Annotated in this window: 17 protein-coding genes and 1 tRNA gene; 12 read left to right on the top strand and 6 right to left on the bottom strand. The window is 65.8% G+C overall.

What is annotated here, in order from left to right:
- Nucleotides 1-17: 17 nt before the first annotated feature.
- A complete protein-coding gene (locus C0606_09275) occupies nucleotides 18-1,481 on the bottom strand; it encodes a D-alanyl-D-alanine carboxypeptidase (protein PLX38383.1) in 1,464 nt (487 codons plus the stop codon).
- Between the two features lie 270 nt (nucleotides 1,482-1,751).
- Between C0606_09275 and C0606_09270 the strand changes: the two genes are divergently transcribed.
- The 3 genes from C0606_09270 (at nucleotide 1,752) to C0606_09260 (ending at nucleotide 6,407) form a co-directional block, all read left to right on the top strand.
- Nucleotides 1,752-2,786: a C4-dicarboxylate ABC transporter substrate-binding protein gene (locus tag C0606_09270; protein ID PLX38382.1), complete on the top strand. Its 1,035-nt coding sequence runs from the start codon at nucleotides 1,752-1,754 to the stop codon at nucleotides 2,784-2,786.
- Between the two features lie 188 nt (nucleotides 2,787-2,974).
- Nucleotides 2,975-5,101: a C4-dicarboxylate ABC transporter permease gene (locus C0606_09265; protein PLX38776.1), complete on the top strand. Its 2,127-nt coding sequence runs from the start codon at nucleotides 2,975-2,977 to the stop codon at nucleotides 5,099-5,101.
- 133 nt (nucleotides 5,102-5,234) lie between these two features.
- Complete coding sequence (locus C0606_09260; protein PLX38381.1) at nucleotides 5,235-6,407, top strand: amidohydrolase; 1,173 nt, start codon at nucleotides 5,235-5,237, stop codon at nucleotides 6,405-6,407.
- Between the two features lie 19 nt (nucleotides 6,408-6,426).
- Here the strand turns inward: C0606_09260 and C0606_09255 are convergent, their stop codons facing one another.
- The 3 genes from C0606_09255 to C0606_09245 form a co-directional block, all read right to left on the bottom strand.
- Nucleotides 6,427-7,140 carry a hypothetical protein gene (locus C0606_09255; GenBank protein PLX38380.1) on the bottom strand — a complete coding sequence of 238 codons (714 nt, stop codon included), beginning with the start codon at nucleotides 7,138-7,140 and terminating at the stop codon, nucleotides 6,427-6,429.
- The gene (locus C0606_09250) at nucleotides 7,038-7,637 is read right to left on the bottom strand and encodes a Ni/Fe hydrogenase (GenBank protein ID PLX38775.1); all 600 of its coding nucleotides are present in this window, start codon (nucleotides 7,635-7,637) and stop codon (nucleotides 7,038-7,040) included. The genes C0606_09255 and C0606_09250 overlap by 103 nt, the downstream gene beginning before the upstream one ends.
- Nucleotides 7,638-7,833: 196 nt before the next feature.
- Nucleotides 7,834-7,910, bottom strand: a tRNA-Met gene (locus C0606_09245).
- A gap of 235 nt (nucleotides 7,911-8,145) precedes the next feature.
- Here C0606_09245 and C0606_09240 point away from each other — a divergent pair.
- From C0606_09240 to C0606_09225, 4 genes are all read left to right on the top strand, one after another.
- Nucleotides 8,146-8,994 (top strand): 23S rRNA (adenine(2030)-N(6))-methyltransferase RlmJ, encoded by an 849-nt coding sequence (locus tag C0606_09240; protein ID PLX38379.1) that lies wholly within the window; start codon nucleotides 8,146-8,148, stop codon nucleotides 8,992-8,994.
- A gap of 107 nt (nucleotides 8,995-9,101) precedes the next feature.
- Nucleotides 9,102-9,557 (top strand): cytoplasmic protein, encoded by a 456-nt coding sequence (locus tag C0606_09235; protein ID PLX38378.1) that lies wholly within the window; start codon nucleotides 9,102-9,104, stop codon nucleotides 9,555-9,557.
- Nucleotides 9,558-9,584: 27 nt separating this feature from the next.
- Entirely contained in the window at nucleotides 9,585-10,241 is a 657-nt protein-coding gene (locus C0606_09230) for a ribonuclease T (protein ID PLX38774.1), read from the top strand.
- A 34-nt stretch (nucleotides 10,242-10,275) separates the two neighbouring features.
- Nucleotides 10,276-11,337 (top strand): hypothetical protein, encoded by a 1,062-nt coding sequence (locus tag C0606_09225; protein ID PLX38377.1) that lies wholly within the window; start codon nucleotides 10,276-10,278, stop codon nucleotides 11,335-11,337.
- Nucleotides 11,338-11,343: 6 nt separating this feature from the next.
- On the opposite strand, the gene C0606_09220 is transcribed toward C0606_09225, so the two are convergent.
- A complete protein-coding gene (locus C0606_09220) occupies nucleotides 11,344-11,577 on the bottom strand; it encodes a hypothetical protein (GenBank protein ID PLX38376.1) in 234 nt (77 codons plus the stop codon).
- A 181-nt stretch (nucleotides 11,578-11,758) separates the two neighbouring features.
- Here C0606_09220 and C0606_09215 point away from each other — a divergent pair, with 181 nt between their 5' ends.
- The gene (locus C0606_09215; protein ID PLX38375.1) at nucleotides 11,759-12,616 is read left to right on the top strand and encodes a TIGR00266 family protein; all 858 of its coding nucleotides are present in this window, start codon (nucleotides 11,759-11,761) and stop codon (nucleotides 12,614-12,616) included.
- A gap of 252 nt (nucleotides 12,617-12,868) precedes the next feature.
- Here C0606_09215 and C0606_09210 read toward each other — a convergent pair whose 3' ends face one another.
- Nucleotides 12,869-13,606, bottom strand: coding sequence for a porin family protein (locus C0606_09210; protein ID PLX38374.1), 738 nt, complete (start codon nucleotides 13,604-13,606; stop codon nucleotides 12,869-12,871).
- 376 nt (nucleotides 13,607-13,982) lie between these two features.
- Between C0606_09210 and C0606_09205 the strand changes: the two genes are divergently transcribed.
- From C0606_09205 to C0606_09190, 4 genes are all read left to right on the top strand, one after another.
- Nucleotides 13,983-14,960 carry a sodium:proton exchanger gene (locus C0606_09205; GenBank protein PLX38373.1) on the top strand — a complete coding sequence of 326 codons (978 nt, stop codon included), beginning with the start codon at nucleotides 13,983-13,985 and terminating at the stop codon, nucleotides 14,958-14,960.
- A 39-nt stretch (nucleotides 14,961-14,999) separates the two neighbouring features.
- Nucleotides 15,000-15,773 carry a short chain dehydrogenase gene (locus tag C0606_09200; GenBank protein PLX38372.1) on the top strand — a complete coding sequence of 258 codons (774 nt, stop codon included), beginning with the start codon at nucleotides 15,000-15,002 and terminating at the stop codon, nucleotides 15,771-15,773.
- 88 nt (nucleotides 15,774-15,861) lie between these two features.
- Nucleotides 15,862-16,659 carry a hypothetical protein gene (locus C0606_09195; protein PLX38371.1) on the top strand — a complete coding sequence of 266 codons (798 nt, stop codon included), beginning with the start codon at nucleotides 15,862-15,864 and terminating at the stop codon, nucleotides 16,657-16,659.
- 19 nt (nucleotides 16,660-16,678) lie between these two features.
- On the top strand, nucleotides 16,679-18,664 hold the full coding sequence (locus C0606_09190) for an excinuclease ABC subunit C (protein PLX38370.1): 1,986 nt from the start codon (nucleotides 16,679-16,681) through the stop codon (nucleotides 18,662-18,664).
- Nucleotide 18,665: the final 1 nt, after the last annotated feature.

Genomic DNA, 18,665 nt, shown 5'->3' with positions numbered 1-18,665 from the left:
TTCCGCGCCAGCTCCCGCTATCGCGGCCGGGGCTGCGGCACGGGGACTCCGCCAACCATCTTGGGATAGGTAGCGATCATCGCCGCGCCCGGCAACAGCGCAGCCGGTCGGGCGACGTTGGATTGACCCGCGGCCTTGGCAAACAGGCTACCGCCCGGGCTCGCCGACGCGGCCGGCGCGGAAACCATGCGAACCGGATGCGGCTCGGGAAGCGGCACCCCGCGACCGCTGCCGGCCATGTTGACACCATCGATCGGCGAGAGATGACGGCGCGGCGAAACATCGTCGGCCCCGCCGGTGAAGACACGCACCGTGACATAGCCCCGCGGCGGCCCGACAAGACGGGTCAGCACCTCTTCGGCGCTGATCGTCGCTTCCTTGTCGTTCTTGCCCTTCTTCTTTTTCTTCGCCTTCGCGGTTGTTATCGCGACACCGGGCAGCACAGGACGGATACGGTTGGCGCTCGCATAGCCGAGCGCCGGTCCGCTCGTGCCGCCCGAGGCGCCGCGCCCGTACTGCGCCAGCAGCTCCTCGATCTTCGGCTTTTCACCCTGGCGGCAATAACCGCTCGGCGGCGATCCATAACCGCGCCCGCTCGGCAGTGCGGCAAGCGTCTTGCTGGCGCCGAACAGCCGCGACCGGCCGAAGCCCTTGTCGAGCAGTTCGGCGGCAACCGCGGCGCGCTCATAGCCATTGCGCGCGCCGAACACCACGACCACGTAGCGCCGGCCGCCGCGCTTCGCCGTCGCGACGAGGTTCAGCCCGGCATCGCAGATATAGCCGGTCTTCATGCCGTCGGCGCCCTGATAGTGGCGCAACAGCACATTGTGAGACTGCAGGGTGCGCTTGCCGTGCTGGATCGCAGCGATGCGGAAATAGTGATAATATTCAGGGAATTCGCGGATCAACGCCTGCGCCAGCAGGCCCATGTCGCGCGCCGTCGTGACCTGCCGCTTGTCGGGCAAGCCGTTCGGATTGGTGAACCGCGTATCGCGCATGCCGAGCCGGGCCGCGTGCGCATTCATCGCCGTGACGAAAGCCGGCTCGGACCCGCCGACCGCCTCGGCGATCGCCACCGCGACATCGTTCGCCGATTTGACGATCATCATCTTCAAAGCGTTGTCGAGGGTGAGTATGGTGCCGGCCTTGAAGCCCATCTTCGACGGCGGCTCCTTGCGCGCATTGTCGGAATAGACCACCGGCGAGGTCAGCTTGAGCGTGCCGTCGCGCAGCGCGTGGAACGCCACATAGGCCGTCATCAGCTTCGTCACCGAAGCCGGATGCCACAGCCGGGTCGCGGCCTTCTCCTCGACCACCGTCCCGTTCGAGGCATCGAACACCACATAGGCGGCAACCTCGGCACGCGCGGCCGGCGCCATACCGACCGTGAGGCCGATGGTCGCGATCAGCGCGGTGAGGCGGATTATCTGAGACGCGCGCACGAACGCCGGGAAGGCGCGGGAAAGCTGGGTCTTAAGCACGATGGCCCGTTCCTCGGTCGAAAAATGATTGGGTTCCAGCCCGGCGCGCCCCCGATTGGCCCGAGCGGCGCAACCCTAACGCACTTGGCCCACCTCTGACAAATGCCGGCGAATCCGCCATGGCACTGAAACACGGCATTTTTTCGTCCAGACAACCTATCCCGCACCGGCATATGTTTTTTTCCGGATGAAAGGTTGAGCTTGTCGTCGACTTCGGGCCATAGTCCGCTCCAGACATACATCGAAAGTCTGACAAAGGGAGAACGTCACATGCTCAAAGGACGGACAATTCTGAAGTCGCTGACCGCCGCCGCGGTTGGCACCGCGCTTCTGGTATCGCTCGCTCCGACCGCGACCCGTGCCGCCGAGGAGCAGAACTTCCTGCTCGCCACCGCCTCGACCGGCGGCACCTACTATCCGGTCGGCGTCGCGCTTGCCACCCTCGTCAAGGTCAAGCTGCAGCCCAAGCAGAAGATCAACATGTCGGCGATCAACTCGGCCGGTTCGGGCGAGAACATCAAGCTGCTGCGCGAGAACGAAGTGCAGTTCGCCATCGTCCAGGGCCTCTATGGCGCCTACGCCAAGAACGGCTCCGGCCCGCTGAAGAACGACGGCCCGCAGAAGAACCTGCGCTCGATCTCCATGCTGTGGTCGAATGTCGAGCACTTCGTGGTCAAGAAGGCCGACGCCAAGACCGGCACCATCGAGGACATGAAGAACCTCGCCGGCAAGAAGGTCTCGATGGGCAAGCAGAACTCGGGCACCATCGGCTCCAATCGCACCATTCTCGGCAATCTCGGCATCAACATGGATGAGACCTACGATCTCGCCTATATGGGCTACGGCCCGTCGGCCGACGCCATGCAGAACGGCCAGATCGAAGCCATGTCGACCCCGGCCGGCGCGCCGGTTTCCGCCGTCACCCGCGCCTTCGCGGCGATGGGCGGCGACATCGCCGTGCTCAACTTCACCGACGAGCAAATGAAGGCCGCCAATGGCGACTTCGACGAACTGTGGACCCGCTTCGTCGTTCCCGCCGGCACCTATCCGGGCCAGGAAGCCGACATCAACACCATCGCCCAGCCGAACTTCCTCGCCGTGCGTGATGATGTGCCGGAAGAGACCATCTACCTGATCACCAAGACGATCTACGAGAACCTCGCCTTCCTGCAGTCGATCCATCCGGCCACCAAGGCGATGAGCATCGAGCGTGCTATCGCCGGTCTGCCGCTGCCGCTGCATCCGGGCGCGATCCGCTACTACGAAGAAGCGGGCGTCGCCGTTCCCGACCGTCTGAAGCCGTAAGTCTCGTCGGCTTCGACCAGCAAGACAAAGAGGGCCGGACACGCTGCTTCGACAACGGGTCCGGCCTTTTTCATGGCCACCGGCGGGTCTGAACGCCGCAAGAATTGACGGGGACAGGAATGGGCAGCGACACCAAGATCGATCCGGCCGGCGGCAACCCGGCGGCGGAGGCGAGCGACGCCGGCGGCATGGACGTCTTCCACGACGATCCCCGGCTGAGAGACACGATCTTCGGCCATCTGTTCTTCTGGGGCGCGGTCGCCATTTCCCTGTTCCACATCTGGGCGAACATCTTCGGCACGTTGTCGACCCTGTGGCTGGCCGGCATCCACTTCGCCGGGCTCGCCTTCCTGTGCGCCCTGCGCTTCCCGCTCTGGCACGCCAAATCCGACAGCCGCCTCGCACTTGCCGTCGATATCGTCTTCGGTCTCGCGCTGGCGCTCGGCACCGTCGTCCTGGTCGGCTCGGAAAACGCCATCTATGCCCGCGGCGTACACCTGTCGACGCTGGAATGGGTGCTCGCCTTCCTGACCATCTTCGGCGCTATCGAACTGACCCGCCGCACCACCGGCTGGATCATCCCGGTGCTGATCCTCATCGCGCTGACCTACGTCACCTGGTGGGGCTCGGAGATCAGCGGCGTCTTCAAGTTCTCCGGCCTCTCCATCGAGACCGTCGTGTTCCGCTCGATCTTCGCCGACGAGGGCATGTTCGGTATCATCGGCCGCATTTCGGCAAGCTTCGTCTTCCTGTTCATCCTGTTCGGCGCCTTCCTTGTGCGCTCCGGCGCCGGTGATTTCATCATCGACATCGCCCGCGCGATTTCTGGCCGCATGACCGGCGGCCCCGGCTTCGTCGCCGTCATCGCCTCCGGACTGACCGGCACCATCTCCGGCTCGGCCGTCGCCAATACCACCTCGACCGGCGTCATCACCATTCCGCTGATGAAGCGCTCCGGCTTCCCGCCGCGCTTTTCCGCCGGCGTCGAGGCCGCCGCCTCGACCGGCGGCCAGCTGATGCCGCCGATCATGGGCGCCGGCGCCTTCGTCATGGCGACCTACACCCAGATCCCCTATCTCGACATCGTCGCCGTCAGCTTCCTGCCTGCCTTCGTCTATTTCCTCTCGGTCGCCTTCTTCGTGCGCATCGAGGCAAAGCGCTCCAACATCGTCGTCTCCGCCGACGACGCGCCGAAGCTGATGGACGTGCTGCGCCGCGGTGGCCCGGCCTTTTTGATCCCGATTGCCGTCCTCATCGGCCTCCTCGTCTACGGCTTCACACCGACCTATGCCGCCGGCTGGGCGATCCTGTCGGTCGTCGTCGCCTCGTGGCTGACTCCGAACCGCATGGGCCCGAAGGCCATCGCCGAAGCGCTCGCGCTCGGCGCCCGCAACATGATCACCACCGGCGTGCTGCTGATCGCCGTCGGCCTGATCGTCAACGTCATCGCCATGGCCTCCATCGGCAACACCTTCTCGCTGATGATCACCGAGTGGGCGAGCGGCAACCTGCTGGTCGCCATCGTGCTGATCGCGCTTGCCTCGCTGGTGCTCGGCATGGGCCTGCCGGTGACCGCCGCCTATATCGTGCTCGCCACTCTGTCGGCGCCGGCCCTGCAAACCCTCATCCTCAACAACATGTACGATCCCGCCGTGATGGACGCGGAGATGATCCAGGCGATCGCCAATGGCACGCTGGCCGAGACCGTCAAACCGTTCTTCCTGCTGGTCGACCCGGAAGCCTTTGGAAAACTCGCCCAGCCGATGGCGCTCGCCGACGCGCAAGCGCTGTTCGCGCTGCTGCCGCCGGAAATCCTCGACCAGATCCACGCCGGCGCGCGCAACGAGCTGCCGGCTTCGGTGCTGACCGGTGCACTCCTGTCGGCGCACATGATCGTCTTCTGGCTCTCCCAGGACTCCAACGTCACACCACCGGTCTGCCTGACCGCCTTTGCGGCCGCCGCGATTGCGAAGACCCCACCAATGCGCACCGGCATCACCGCCTGGAAGCTCGCCAAGGGGCTTTATCTGGTGCCGATCCTGTTCGCCTACACGCCGTTCCTGACCGGTACGCCGTTCGAGATGGGGATGATCTTCCTGATCGCCACGCTCGGCGTCTACGCACTCGGCGCCGCGATCGAGGGCCACATGGAAGCGCCACTCAACTGGCCGCTGCGCATTCTGCTCGGCGCAGCCGGCATCGCGCTCGTCTGGCCGAACACGCCGCTTCTCGAGATCGGAGGCGCCATCGTCGTCCTCACCATCTTCGGCTTCAACATCGCCGCCGACCGCAAGGCGCGCAAAGCGGCCGCCTAACAACAGCACCGCACACCGAACCCGTTTCCAACAATGCCGCAGGAGAAATCCCCCTTGCGGCGGGTGCGGCGTGCGTTACTTTCCATGCCACAACCATCCCCGGCGCTTCCCGCCGTCAGACCAGGATCCCGCCATGCCGATCGTCAATCGTTTCGCCGCGCTCCACGATGAAATCGCCGACTGGCGTCAGGACATCCACCAGAACCCGGAGCTGCTGTTCGACGTTCACCGCACGGCGGATACGGTCGCCAAAAAGCTCGCCGAATTCGGCGTCGACGAAGTGGTCACCGGCATCGGCCGCACCGGCGTCGTCGGCATCATCAAGGGCTCGAATGGCGGCGGCGGCAAGGTCATCGGCCTGCGCGCCGACATGGACGCCCTGCCGATCCACGAGAAGACCTGCAAGCACTACGCCTCCAACGTCGAAGGCAAGATGCACGCCTGTGGCCATGACGGCCACACGGCGATGCTGCTCGGCGCCGCGAAATATCTCGCCGAGACGCGCAATTTCGCCGGCACGGTCGCGCTCATCTTCCAGCCGGCGGAAGAAGGTGGCGGCGGCGGCAACGAGATGGTCAAGGACGGCATGATGGAGCGTTTCGCCATCGAGGAAGTCTACGGCATGCACAATTATCCCGGCATGCCGATCGGCACCTTCGCGATCCGCCCCGGCGCGCTGATGGCCTCCGCCGACCGCATCACCATCGATATCCAGGGCGTCGGCGGCCATGCCGCCAAGCCGCACAAATGCGTCGATCCGATCCTCGTCGGTGCGCATATCGTCACCGCCGTGCAGTCGATCGCGTCGCGCAGCGTCGATCCGCTCGAATCCGCCGTCGTCTCGATCACCATGTTCCAGGCCGGCTCGACCGACAACGTGATCCCGCACACCGCCTATCTGCACGGCACCGTGCGCACGCTGAAACCCGAGATCCGCGATCAGGTCGAAAAGCAGCTCGCCCATGTGGTCGAATCGACCGCAGCGACCTTCGGCGCCAAGGCAAAACTGACCTACGAGCGCGACTACCCGGTCACCGTCAACGACGCCGAAAAGGCCCGCTTTGCCGCCTCGATCGCGGAAAAGATCGTTGGCCCCGACAAGGTCGACGCCAACGTCACCCCCGTGATGGGCGGCGAGGATTTCTCGTTCATGCTGGAAGCCCGCCCCGGCGCCTTCATCTTCATGGGCAATGGCGAAAGCCGCGACCTGCACCACCCGGAGTACGACTTCAACGACGAAGCGATCCCCTTCGGCTGCTCCTACTGGGTCACTCTTGCCGAGACCGCGCTGCCTACCGGCAGATAAGACGGGCAGGTAAGCCGGATCAGGCCGGCATCGTCATCGGCGCGAACATCAACGCAAGCATGAGAAGCGAGATCGCGCCGATCCAGGCCGCGACGATGCGCAACGCGATCGGCACCCAAACCCACGGGTAGCTGTTGCGGATGACGGCGAACACCACCGCCAGATAGGCAACGCTCAGACCCGCGCCGACGAAGGAGCCGAAAAAGGTGATCGCCCGATCGCCAGGCGGCCCCGGATCGGGCACCGACGCCGTCCCGATCCACAGTCCCCCAAACGCCAGGACGGCAAGCGCCAAAGGCAGCAGGCGGCCGGGCAGAAGCGCCGCCAGCACGCAGGCCGCGACCGCCGTCGCATACATCGCCTCGTAGGGCTCGAACGGCACACCGTCCGCGACCATCGCGCCGAGCATGGTGAGAAGAAACGCACCGGTCAGCCAGCCCAGCTGGCGGCGCAGATAGCCTCCGGCCAGTACGCCGAGGCCGAGCAGCAGAAGGATCTGCGCCGGCTCCGAAAGCGGATGCTGCAGCCCGATAAAGAACCCTTCGAGACCCGAGGCCGGTTCATGCGCCAGCGCGGAATTCGACCACGCTACGAAGAGTGCCAGCGAAGCGAACAGCCGCCGCGTCAAGGTCAGGCCATGCCAGTCAGGAAGGCGACGCCGGCCAGCGAAATCACGCCGCCGGCAACCCGCACCGCCTTGCGGCCGATCGGCCAGCTGACCAGCAGACCGAATGCGATGCCGGTGAGATGCAGCAGCCCGGTCGCGATCACGAAACCCACCGCAAAGGCAAAGGCGTTCGCCGTTGCCGGCAGTTCGGTGCCGTGGGCGTAGCCGTGGAACACGGCGAAGCCACCGACGATGAGCGCGGCGATCCAGATCGGCGGGCGCACCGCGAACACGATCATCAGGCCAAGCACCACCGCCGACAGCGCGATTCCGGTTTCAACACCGGGGACGGGAATGCCGAGAATGCCGACCACCGCGCCAAGCGCCATCACGAGCGGAAAAACCACCGGGAGCAGCCAGATCGCCGGCGCGCCGAGAAAGGCGCCCCACAGGCCGACCGCCACCATCGCCGCGACATGATCCCAACCGAGGATCGGGTGCGTGAAGCCGCTGACGAAACCGCCGCCATATCCCCCACCCGTATGGGCGAGCGCCGGGCCGGCGACGAGCGATACGGCCAGAGCCAGCACGGGCATCAGCACGGACGCGCGACAAAGTTTCATGGGATGTGCTCCGAATTCTTCGTGGTCTGCCCGGACGGCGAGCAGCACCATCGACCCTGACACATTCATCGCGCGGAATTCAAGAATTCTGGGGCCTACGCATTTGAGGCGCCTATCGCCATTCCAGCGCCGGGACACTGCGGAGCGCACCCCAAAACACAAAAAACCCGGCACGAAGGCCGGGTCTTTTTGAGATTGGTTGCGGGGGTAGGATTTGAACCTACGACCTTCAGGTTATGAGCCTGACGAGCTACCGGGCTGCTCCACCCCGCGTCAATTCCGTGCCGATTTTGAGAGAACGGCTGCGCCGCCGGACCTCGCGATTGGCTTCGCGTCGGCAACGCACGCCTCATGTAGCAAATGCCGGTGGCGATTTGAAGGGGGTCGTCGTCATTTTTTTGTCATGCACAAAAAACGATGCGCCGCACCACGCGCAGCCGGCAACGCGGCCCGGTGTGTCGGGGCTTTTTCGTTGTCGGGCGCAGCCAAACGTGGCAAAGGCGACGCCATGAACTACCGCCACATCTATCACGCCGGCAATTTCGCCGATGTCGTCAAGCACGCGACGCTCGCGCGCATCATCGTCTATCTGACGAACAAGCCGGCGCCGTTCCGCGTCATCGACACCCATGCCGGCATCGGGCTCTATGATCTCGCCGCCGACGAGGCCGAGCGCACCGGCGAGTGGCGCGACGGCATCGGCCGCGTGCTCGCAGACCCTGCGCCTGCCGAGATCGCCGAACTGCTGAAACCCTATTTCGCGGTCCTGTCGGCGGTAAACGCCGACGGCGACCTGCTCGCCTATCCCGGCTCGCCGGAACTCGCCCGCCACCTGACCCGCAAATCCGACCGGCTGACGCTGGTTGAAAAGCACCCGCGCGACTTCGAGACGCTGGCCGCACTCTATGCCGGCAACCGGCGGGTCAAATGCATCGAGCTCGACGGCTGGCTGGCGCTTGGTGCCTTCCTGCCGCCGAAGGAAAAGCGCGGCCTCGTGCTCATCGATCCCGCCTTCGAGGACAGCGCCGAATTCGACAATCTGGCAAATGGGTTGATCGCCGGCCACAAGCGCTGGCCGACCGGGATCTATTGCGCCTGGTATCCGCTGAAGAACGAGAAGGCCGTCGCGCGCTTCACCGCAAAGCTCGCCAAGGCCGGCATTCGCAATATCCTTAAGGTCGATTTCGCCGTCGCCCGGCCCGATGCCGACGGCCCGCTCGCCGCGTCCGGCCTTCTCGTCATCAATCCGCCCTGGACGCTCGCCGACGAGCTGCACGCGATGCTTCCCTGGCTCCTTGAGCGCATGAAGCGCGGCCCCGGCGCCTATGCGAGCGTCGATCAGCTGGTGCCGGAATGACACAGAGGTGCGGCTTGCCGTCCCGCCATCCCCGCCGCACTCTTGACCTTGACCGGGCGCTGCCGCATCGTCGCAACACATTGCGCACCATCCCCTTGGAGATCGTCATGCACCGCGTCCTTCGCCCGCTCGTCCGCTCTGCAATCCGTCTGGCGGGTGCCGTGTTCCTGGCGGCTGCAGCGCTCGCCGCACCGGCCAGCGCGGCCGACTACTACGGCGGCGACTATTCCGAGCGCATTCCGGCCTGCGACGACGCCAAGGTGCAGAGCACGATCGCCAGCCGCTTCGCCAAGGCCGACCGCGAGTATTGGCGCGAGATCGACGCTATCGAGGCGATCGATGCCATTCGCCAGTCTGGCTACAAGGTCGACAATCCGAGCCCGCTCGCCCGGCGCTATTGCCACGCCCGCGTTGCCATGAGCGACGGCCGCACCCGCACCATGTATTACATGATCGAGGAAGACGCCGGCTTCGTCGGCAAGTGCTGGAACGTCGAGTTCTGTATCCGCGGCCTCGACCGCTGGCACATCTACGATCCGACCTGCCGCACGGTGCGCCCGTAGCGCATGCGCCGACACACGATGACCGCCATGCTGCGCCCGCTGGCCGCAAGCCTCGCCTTCGCGCTGGCGCTCATTGCCGCGCCGGCGGCTCATGCCGACCGCGCCGGCAGTTTCGATTTCTACGTGCTGTCGCTGTCCTGGTCGCCGAGCTATTGCGAGGCAGAAGGCCGCGACGCCAACCGCGCGCAATGCGCTTCCGGCCGACCTTTCGCCTTCGTCGTGCACGGGCTGTGGCCGCAATACGAGCGCGGCTGGCCGCAGGACTGCCAGACCCGCTATCGCACCAGGCTGAGCCGCGACGAAGTCAGCCACCTGCTCGACATCATGCCGAGCCAGAACCTGATCTTTCACGAATGGCGCAAGCACGGCACCTGCACCGGGCTGGCGCCGGACGCCTATTTCACCCTGCTGCGCAATGCGCGCGACAAAGTCCGCATCCCGCCGGCCTTCGACCGCATCGAGAAATACGTCATGGTCAGCCCCGGCGCCGTGGAAAGCGCCTTTCGCAAGGCCAACCCGGGTCTCGATGGCGACGAGATCGCGGTCACCTGCGACCGCCGTCGGCTGCGCGAGGTGCGCATCTGCTTCACCCGCGATCTGGAATTCCGCGCCTGCCCGGAGATCGACCGCAAGGCCTGTCGCAATACGAAAGTGGTGCTGCCGCCCATACGCGGCGGGCAATGAGCGAGGCGGCCAGTAAACGCGCAAGGAGCATAGGATGATGCAGCGGCTCTTTCAGCGTCTCGCGCTTGCGGCGCTCCTTGCGTCCGGCCTCGCCGGCGCCGCCTCTGCGGAGTCGCAAAAGACCTTCAAGGACTGGTCCGCCTCCTGCCCCGACGAGACCCGCTGCAACGCGGTTACCGTGATCGCCACGCCGGGCTCGGCATCCGCCGACTACGTGCTGCATTTCGACCGCGCAGCCGGCATCAACGCGCCGTGGACGCTCGGCGTCGCCATGTCCGTCCATCTGATGGACCGCGCCCGCCCGATCGAGATCCGCATCGACGACAACGCACCGATCACGCTGCGCGCAGGCACCGGCTACGGCCCCTATGGCGCGGTCAACGATTTCTACCTGACCGACCCGCGCATGGCCTCGGTGATCGCCGACCAGATGACCGCCGGCATGGCCATGCGGATTTCCTATATCGACGTCACCGGTAGCCCGGTCGATCTCGATTTCTCGCTAAGCGGTCTGTCGGCATCCCTGTTGTGGATCGACGAGCGTCAGGACCGGGTCGGCGACAAGCGCCGCGTCGCCGCCCCCGCGCATCTCGGGCCGGCGCCGCACGTCGCCGCCACAGACATCGCCGCCGCCGGCGGAATGCCGCCGCAGGTGCTCGATCTCCATCGCACCCGCAGCGACTGCGAGGACCCGCACAGCACGACGCTCGGCCAGATCGAACCGCTGATCGCGCCGTTGTCGGGCACCGCGATCCTCTACGCGATCCCCTGCACGGCGCATGCCTACAACATCACCTATCGGCTCTATGTGGTGGAATCGGGCGAGATCGGCGGCACGGAAACGCTCTATTTCGCCGACTACAGCGACACGCACGGCTGGATCGGCACCGATCTTCTGTTCAATGTGTCGTTCGACGGCGCGACCAAGACGCTGACCGCCTTCTACAAGGGGCGCGGGCTCGGCGATTGCGGCACGTCGGGTACCTGGCAGTGGAAGGGCCACGCCTTCGCACTCAAGGAGTATCGCGCCTGGAGCCGCTGCGACGGCAGCCACGGACCCGGCGACTGGCCGCGCGTCTTTCCCGCGCGCCCGTGAGGGCGTTTACAGCCGGTATCGGTGCGATGTCCGGTTGATCCCGTCGAACGCCTCGGTGATCGGCCGCAGATGCTCCCAGCGCAGGAAGCGATAGGACACATCAAGCGTCTGCATCGTGTGTTCGATGAGGACCGGCGAGCGCTCCAGGAGCTTGCTGAAGCGGCGCATTTCCGGCGTATCGATATAGGGCTGGGCGCAGATCATCAGCGCCAGTGACAGGATTGCAGTTCGAACGATCATGGCTTCATCCGCCAGGTATCGGGCATTTTTTCGTTTCTTGGGCACCAGAGCAGTGCCGCGCACATCGCGGGCTTTTCGGTGCCGCGCATTTACGCTTTGATAAGCATACCGAATCCTTACCCGATGTACACTGAAGGTTGTGCACAAGGTAAACACGCAAGCTCCAAAGGGGAGATCAGACATGGTGTTCGGATCCGTTCCATCGATGCCGTCGATGCGCAACGCGCGTTCGAGGGATCTTGCCGACGACATCGACTTCGAAATCCAGGGCGCGGAGATGCAGTTCGTCGAGATCGAACTCGATCCGGGCGAATCCGCCGTCGCCGAGGCCGGCGCGATGATGTTCAAGGCGCCGTCGATCACCATGAACACGGTGTTCGGCGACGGCTCAACCTCGTCCGGCGCCGGCGGCTTCCTCGACAAGCTGGTCGGTGCCGGCAAGCGGCTCGTTACCGGTGAGAGCCTGTTCACCACCGTCTTCACCCATGAAGGCAGCGGCAAGGCCCGCGTCGCCTTCGCCGCCCCCTATCCCGGCCACATCCTGCCGATCAAGCTCGACACGGTCGGACGCAAGCTGATCTGCCAGAAGGATTCCTTCCTGTGCGCGGCGCGTGGCGTCCAGCTCGGCATTCACTTCCAGAAGCGTATTCTCACCGGCCTGTTCGGCGGCGAGGGTTTCATCATGCAGAGCCTGGAGGGCGACGGCTGGGTTTTCGTCCACATGGGCGGCACGCTGGTCGCCCGCGATCTGGCGCCGGGCGAGGAGCTGCATGTCGATACCGGCTGCGTCGCCGCCTTTACCGCCGATGTCGATTTCGATCTCGAGCGCGCCGGCTCCATCAAGTCGATGATCTTCGGTGGCGAGGGCGTCTTCTTCGCCCGCCTCACCGGCCCCGGCCGGGTCTGGCTGCAGAGCCTGCCCTTCTCGCGGCTTGCCGGACGCATGTTCGCCGCCATGCCGCAGGGCGGCGGCCGCGACGCCGGCGAAGGCTCGGTGCTTGGCGGCATCGGCCGCATGCTCGACGGCGACAACGGCTGATCCCGACGCACTGCCTCGAAGCCGCCCGAAAAAGAAACGGGACGCGAGACGCTTGCCGCGTCGAACGTCCCGTTTCCGGCCGTCGCCGGCCCCTGTATCGAAATGTCCCGCGCGAAACGCATTTACCGGGGCCTTCCAATGAAGACCCCGGTATGTCGCTGCGGATTGCTCCGGGAACAGGGAAAAAGAGACATCCGCAGCGAACGAGCCGGGCACCTGTGAAGCCCGGCCCGACCGTATCTACGCCGCCGGTCAGAACTTGTAGCTGAGACCGCCGCGCAGGATGTGCGTGTTGAGATCGGTGCTCACCGGCGTGTTGCCGATGACAGCCGTGTCCTTGCCAAAATCCGAGTAGAGATACTCGACCCGGGTCGAGACGTTCTCCGTCAGCATGGCCTCGGTGCCGGCACCCAGCGTCCAGCCGAGCTTGGTCTCGCGATCCGACCCGGTCGGCACCGTGGTCTTCACGCCGGCAAGCGCGGCACCGCCCGTGCCATAGACGAGGAACTGGTCGATCGTGACGCCGGCCTTGCCGCGCACCGTCGACATCCAGTCGATCTCGTTCTCGACGGTGGCGCCGCCAACCGTGCTCTTCGGCTTGATGTCGGTCGCCATCAGATCGGCTTCCGCACCGACGACCACATTCGGCGCCACCTGCACGTTGTAGCCGACATGGCCGCCGCCGACGGCTCCGCCGTCAGTGTCCTTGTAGGCGCCGCCCGGCAGCGAGCCCTTTGCCTTGCCCCAGCCGTAGCCGAGGTCGACACCGGCCTGGAAGCCGGTCCAGTTCGGGCCTGCCGGTTGTGCTTCCGAAAAGCCCTGATCGGCCGGTTCCGGCGCCTGGTATTCGCCGAGGTCGGCGGCAAGAGCCGTGCCGCCAAGAGCGACAATCGCGATACCCGTCGTCACGCTGTGTTTCAAAAACTGCCGCATGATGTCCTCCTGAACGCGGTACGAATGCAGGCCCGCGCGAACGTCGAACGAGCGCACCCCAAAGCCTGCGGAAATGTCTGGATCGAACGACAGCGGTATCGTCGGCCCGCCGCCCGTTCACCCGGCGCCCGCATAGCTGCCGGCGTCCGATTGGAGTGAGGGTGATCCCGCAATGTGGCGGCCGTTTTCCCGGATCGTGACCGAACAAAGGCAATTCGAAGGTGTTTTCGAAGCGGCGTTAAGCCCTTCAACAGGGTGCTAACCGGGCGTTAACCATGATCGCGCGCCGCCGCCTTCACGCGGTTGCGATTAGCCGATTTTCGCAAACCCGTTCCCCCGCGCGCCCCGACCCCCTATATAGCGGAGAGCCGTCGCTGCGGGCGGCTGCCGACCATCGCCCCGACCCGTTCTCAAACCAGCGGCGCACCACCCCGTGATACTCGATTACGCAAGTCTGTTCGGCGGTTTGGCGATCCTTCTGGTCGCCGGCGACATTCTTGTGCGCGGCTCGGTCAGCATGGCGCAGGCCTTCGGCATCCCGACCCTGATCATCGGCCTGACCATCGTCGCCTTCGGCACCTCGGCACCGGAACTGGTGATCTCGTTGCGCGCCGCGCTCGAAGGTTCCGGCGGCATCGCGATCGGCAATGTGGTCGGCTCCAATGTCGCCAACGTGCTCTTGGTGCTCGGCGTCCCCTCGCTGATCGCCGCCACCCATTGCGGCGAGGAAGGCACCAGAAAGAGTGCCGTCTTCATGATCGCAGTCACGCTGGTCTTCATCCTGCTGTGCTATTTCGAGCCGCTCGGCCGCGCCGCCGGCATCGCCCTTCTCTTCCTGCTCGTCATCTTTCTCGGCGAGTCCGTGCGCACCGCCCGCCGCGCGCGTCGCGCCGGCCGCAGCCAGGCGGACCTCGAAGAGGAGTTCCTCGGCGAGGTCGAAGGCGTGCCGAAGGAAATCTGGGTCGCCACCCTGTTCATTTTCGCCGGCCTCATCGCGCTTCCCGCCGGCGCCAATTTCACCATCGACGGCGCGGTCGCCATTGCCCGCTCCTGGCATGTGTCGGATGCCGCCATCGCGCTGACCATCATCGCGCTCGGCACGTCGCTGCCGGAACTCGCCACCACCGTCATGTCGACGGTGCGCGGCCAGACCGCCGTCGGCGTCGGCAATATCATCGGCTCGAACATCTTCAACATCCTCGCCATCATGGGCACGACCGCGATCGTCGCCCCGGTGTCGGTGCCGGACGAAATCATGAGCTTCGACATATGGGCGATGCTCGGCGCCTCGTTGCTGCTGCTCGTCTTCGCCGCCATGTCGATAACGCTGCGCCGCTCGTCAGGCATCGCGCTCGTGTTGGCCTACGCCGGCTACATCGCACTTGTCTTCGCGTTGAACCGGATGGTCTGAGACCAGCCGTCCATTCCCGGAAGCCCCCCGGAGATCCCCATGACCCGTTCCGACACCTCACACCCCGTCGCTCTCGTCACCGGCGCCGCCCAGCGCATCGGCCGCGCCATCGCCAAGGACCTCGCCGCCAACGGCTACGCGGTCGCGATCCACTACCGCTCGTCGCGCGCGCCGGCCGAGGAACTCGCCGACGAGATCCGCGCCGCCGGCTACACGGCGGCAACCGTTCAGGCCGACCTTGCCGATCTGTCGAGTGTTGCCGGCGTCATGGCGGACGCGAACGCAGCGCTTGGCCCGGTCACGCTGCTGATCAACAACGCCTCGCTGTTCGAGAACGACGAGATCGGCGGCCTCGACATTGATCTCTGGCAGGCCCACATGGCGGTCAACCTGACCGCCCCCTGCCTCCTCGCCGAAGCGCTTGCCGCGCAATTGCCGGACGGCGCAGAGGGCAACGTCATCAATCTCATCGACCAGCGCGTCTGGAAGCTGACGCCGCAATTCTTCTCTTACACGCTGTCGAAATCGGCGCTGTGGTCGGCGACGAAGACGATGGCGCAGGCATTGGCGCCGCGTGTGCGCGTCAACGGTATCGGCCCCGGCCCGACGCTTGCCAACGAGCGCCAGTCGGCGGACGACTTCAAGAAGCAGACCGACGCTGTGCTGCTGCAGCGCGGCCCGGATCTCGCCGATTTCGGCCGCACCGTGCGCTACATCGTCGAGACCCGCTCGATGACCGGCCAGATGATCGCGCTCGACGGCGGCCAGCACCTCGCCTGGGAAACCCCCGACGTTGCCGGCATCGTCGAATAAAGCAGACGGGCGGGAAACCGGTTTCCCAGCGACCCCGGTCAAGCTAGACTCGCGCGGGCGACATTCGAACGAACGAGGAGGATCGGAGATGACGATCCGCGCCGCTTTTCTCGCGACCGCCCTTTTCACCGCATTCGGCACAACGCCCACACTGGCCGCCAATGCGGTCTCCTTCGACGCCGGCAAGTCCTGCATCACGGTGCTGTCGAGCGAATCCGACACGCTGATCTTCGCCGCCGCCTATGCGCTTGGCTTCAAGGATGCCGCGACCGGCGCCTCGCAGCCGATCGACCGCGCCGAGGTCCCGGGTGTGCTGCACGCCATCCGCGACCTGTGTATCGAGGATCCCGGCCTGACCTTCCGCGATGCGCTGATTGCCTACTCCGGCGCCGGCAAGACGACCGCCGCCGAGGCACCCGCCGCACCCTCCGCCGCACAAACGATCGCCGCGGACGGCCAGGCGCTCGTCGCCCGCTTCCTCGATCCGGCGACCGACCGCGCCGAACTCACCGCGTCCCTCAAGCCAACGCCGGACGACGTGCGCGCCATCTACGCCGAACCGCTCGCCACCGCGCTGATCGAGGGCTACGAGGCGCTCTATCAGCCGGGCGCCGCGATCGGACCGAAGGCCGGCCAGAGCGAATATATCGCGATCTTCGCGCCGCTCTCGGCACTGAAGGCCGGCGGCCCGGCGCTGAACAAATTCCCCGGTGGCTATGACCGCGTCCGCGCCTATATGAACGTGACCGACGGCGCCGACCCGATCGTCGGCCGCTTCAAATTCGTCAAGCCGGGCGAGACCAAAGGCATGGCCTTCGACGGGCTGATCCACGTCAACGGCCGCTGGGTCTTCATGCCGAAGCCATGGCGCGGCCTGAAACAATAGCCGGCCAACAAAGACAAGAATGAGCAAAGACGACTCGCCGACCAAGCCGCCAGAGGAGCCGGCCGCGCCACCACAGGACGAGGGCGCGGAAACACCCTCCGTGCGCCGTGGCGTCGAGGTCATCGCCGAGCACGTCAAGCGCCTGCCGAACAAGCCCGGCGTCTACCGCATGCTGAACGACGGCGGCGACGTGCTCTATGTCGGCAAGGCGCGCAGCCTGAAGAAGCGGGTGTCGAGCTACACCCGCCCGACCGGCCTGTCGAACCGCATCGTGCGCATGATCCAGGCGACCAGCGCGATGGAGTTTGTCACCACGCGCACCGAGACCGAGGCGCTGCTGCTCGAGGCGAACCTCATCAAGCGGCTGCGCCCGCGCTTCAACGTGCTGCTGCGCGACGACAAGTCGTTCCCCTACATCCTGATCGCCGAGGACCACGCCGCGCCGCAGATCGTCAAGCATCGCGGCGCCCACAAGCGAAAGGGTGCCTATTTCGGCCCCTTTGCGTCCGCCGGCGCGGTCAACCGCACCATCAACGCGCTGCAGAAGGCGTTCCTCATCCGCACCTGCTCGGACTCGGTCTATGAGAGCCGCACGCGGCCCTGCCTGCTGCACCAGATCAAGCGCTGCGCAGCGCCCTGCACCGGCGAGATATCGCTTCAGGACTATGCCGAGCTGGTGCGCGAGGCGAAGGCGTTTCTCTCCGGCAAGAGCCGCAAGGTGACGGCGGAACTCGGCGCGGCGATGGAAGCGGCGTCGGAACGCCTCGACTTCGAGCAGGCCGCCGTCTACCGCGACCGTCTCGCCGCGCTGTCGCACGTCCAGTCGCATCAGGGCATCAACCCGCACACCTTCGAGGAGGCCGACGTCTTCGCCGTGCATCAGGCCGGCGGCCAGACGGTCATCGAGGTGTTCTTCTTCCGCACCGGCCAGAACTGGGGCAACAAGGCGTATTTCCCGAAGGCCGACAAGGGAATGGCCGCCGACGAAGTGCTCGAAAGCTTCCTCGCCCAGTTCTACGACGACAAGCCCTGCCCGAAGCTGATCCTGCTGTCGGAGGATTTTTCCGAACGCGAGCTGCTCGCCGCAGCGCTGTCGGAAAAAAGCGGCCGCAGGATAGAGATCAGCATCCCCCAGCGCGGTGAAAAGAAGGACCTCGTCGGCCACGCGCTCGCCAATGCCCGCGAGGCGCTCGGCCGCCGGCTTGCGGAATCCTCGAGCCAGGCGCGCCTGCTCGAAGGCCTCGCCGAAGTGTTCGATCTCGACGCCGCCCCGCGCCGCATCGAGATCTACGACAACTCCCACATCATGGGCACCAGCGCCATCGGCGCCATGGTGGTCGCCGGGCCGGAAGGCTTCGTGAAGGGCCAGTACCGCAAGTTCAACATCAAGTCGGAAGACCTGACCCCGGGCGACGACTACGGCATGATGCGCGAGGTCATGCAGCGCCGCTTCTCGCGCCTGTTGAAGGAAGCCGGCCCGCGCGGCGGCGATGAGACCGAGACCGACAGCGAGGCCGGCGCGGACGAGGCGTCACACGCAGAAATCGGCCCCTGGCCCGACCTCTTGCTGATCGACGGCGGCCGCGGCCAGCTCCGCGCCGTTGCCGAGACGCTCGCGGATCTCGGCATCGACGATCTGCCGCTCGTCGGCGTCGCCAAGGGCCCGGACCGCAATGCCGGCCGCGAGACCTTCCACATGGATGGCCGCGACATGTTCATGCTGCCGATGCGCGATCCCGTGCTCTATTTCATCCAGCGCCTGCGCGACGAGGCGCACCGCTTCGCCATCGGCTCGCACCGCGCCCGGCGCAAGAAGGAGATGGCGAAGAACCCGCTCGACGATGTGCCGGGCGTTGGCCCGACCCGCAAGCGCGCGCTGCTGAAACATTTCGGCACGGCAAAGGCCGTCAGCCGGGCGGCCATCGAGGACCTGCAGGCCGTCCCGGGCATTTCAGCCGCCATGGCCGAAGTGCTCTATGACCATTTCCACGAGGGACACGAGTAGG

Source organism: Hyphomicrobiales bacterium (assembly GCA_002869065.1).
Lineage (GTDB): Bacteria > Pseudomonadota > Alphaproteobacteria > Rhizobiales > Rhodobiaceae > Rhodobium.
This window is presented reverse-complemented; position numbering and strand designations above follow the sequence as displayed.

Coding starts and splice junctions, on each gene's coding strand:
- C0606_09235 (PLX38378.1), top strand. CDS start 9,102: ATGCACCGCGTCCTTCGCCCGCTCGTCCGCTCTGCAATCCGTCTGGCG.
- C0606_09230 (PLX38774.1), top strand. CDS start 9,585: ATGCTGCGCCCGCTGGCCGCAAGCCTCGCCTTCGCGCTGGCGCTCATT.
- C0606_09265 (PLX38776.1), top strand. CDS start 2,975: ATGGACGTCTTCCACGACGATCCCCGGCTGAGAGACACGATCTTCGGC.
- C0606_09225 (PLX38377.1), top strand. CDS start 10,276: ATGATGCAGCGGCTCTTTCAGCGTCTCGCGCTTGCGGCGCTCCTTGCG.
- C0606_09200 (PLX38372.1), top strand. CDS start 15,000: ATGACCCGTTCCGACACCTCACACCCCGTCGCTCTCGTCACCGGCGCC.
- C0606_09270 (PLX38382.1), top strand. CDS start 1,752: ATGCTCAAAGGACGGACAATTCTGAAGTCGCTGACCGCCGCCGCGGTT.
- C0606_09240 (PLX38379.1), top strand. CDS start 8,146: ATGAACTACCGCCACATCTATCACGCCGGCAATTTCGCCGATGTCGTC.
- C0606_09195 (PLX38371.1), top strand. CDS start 15,862: ATGACGATCCGCGCCGCTTTTCTCGCGACCGCCCTTTTCACCGCATTC.
- C0606_09260 (PLX38381.1), top strand. CDS start 5,235: ATGCCGATCGTCAATCGTTTCGCCGCGCTCCACGATGAAATCGCCGAC.
- C0606_09220 (PLX38376.1), bottom strand. CDS start 11,577: ATGATCGTTCGAACTGCAATCCTGTCACTGGCGCTGATGATCTGCGCC.
- C0606_09250 (PLX38775.1), bottom strand. CDS start 7,637: ATGAAACTTTGTCGCGCGTCCGTGCTGATGCCCGTGCTGGCTCTGGCC.
- C0606_09215 (PLX38375.1), top strand. CDS start 11,759: ATGGTGTTCGGATCCGTTCCATCGATGCCGTCGATGCGCAACGCGCGT.
- C0606_09190 (PLX38370.1), top strand. CDS start 16,679: ATGAGCAAAGACGACTCGCCGACCAAGCCGCCAGAGGAGCCGGCCGCG.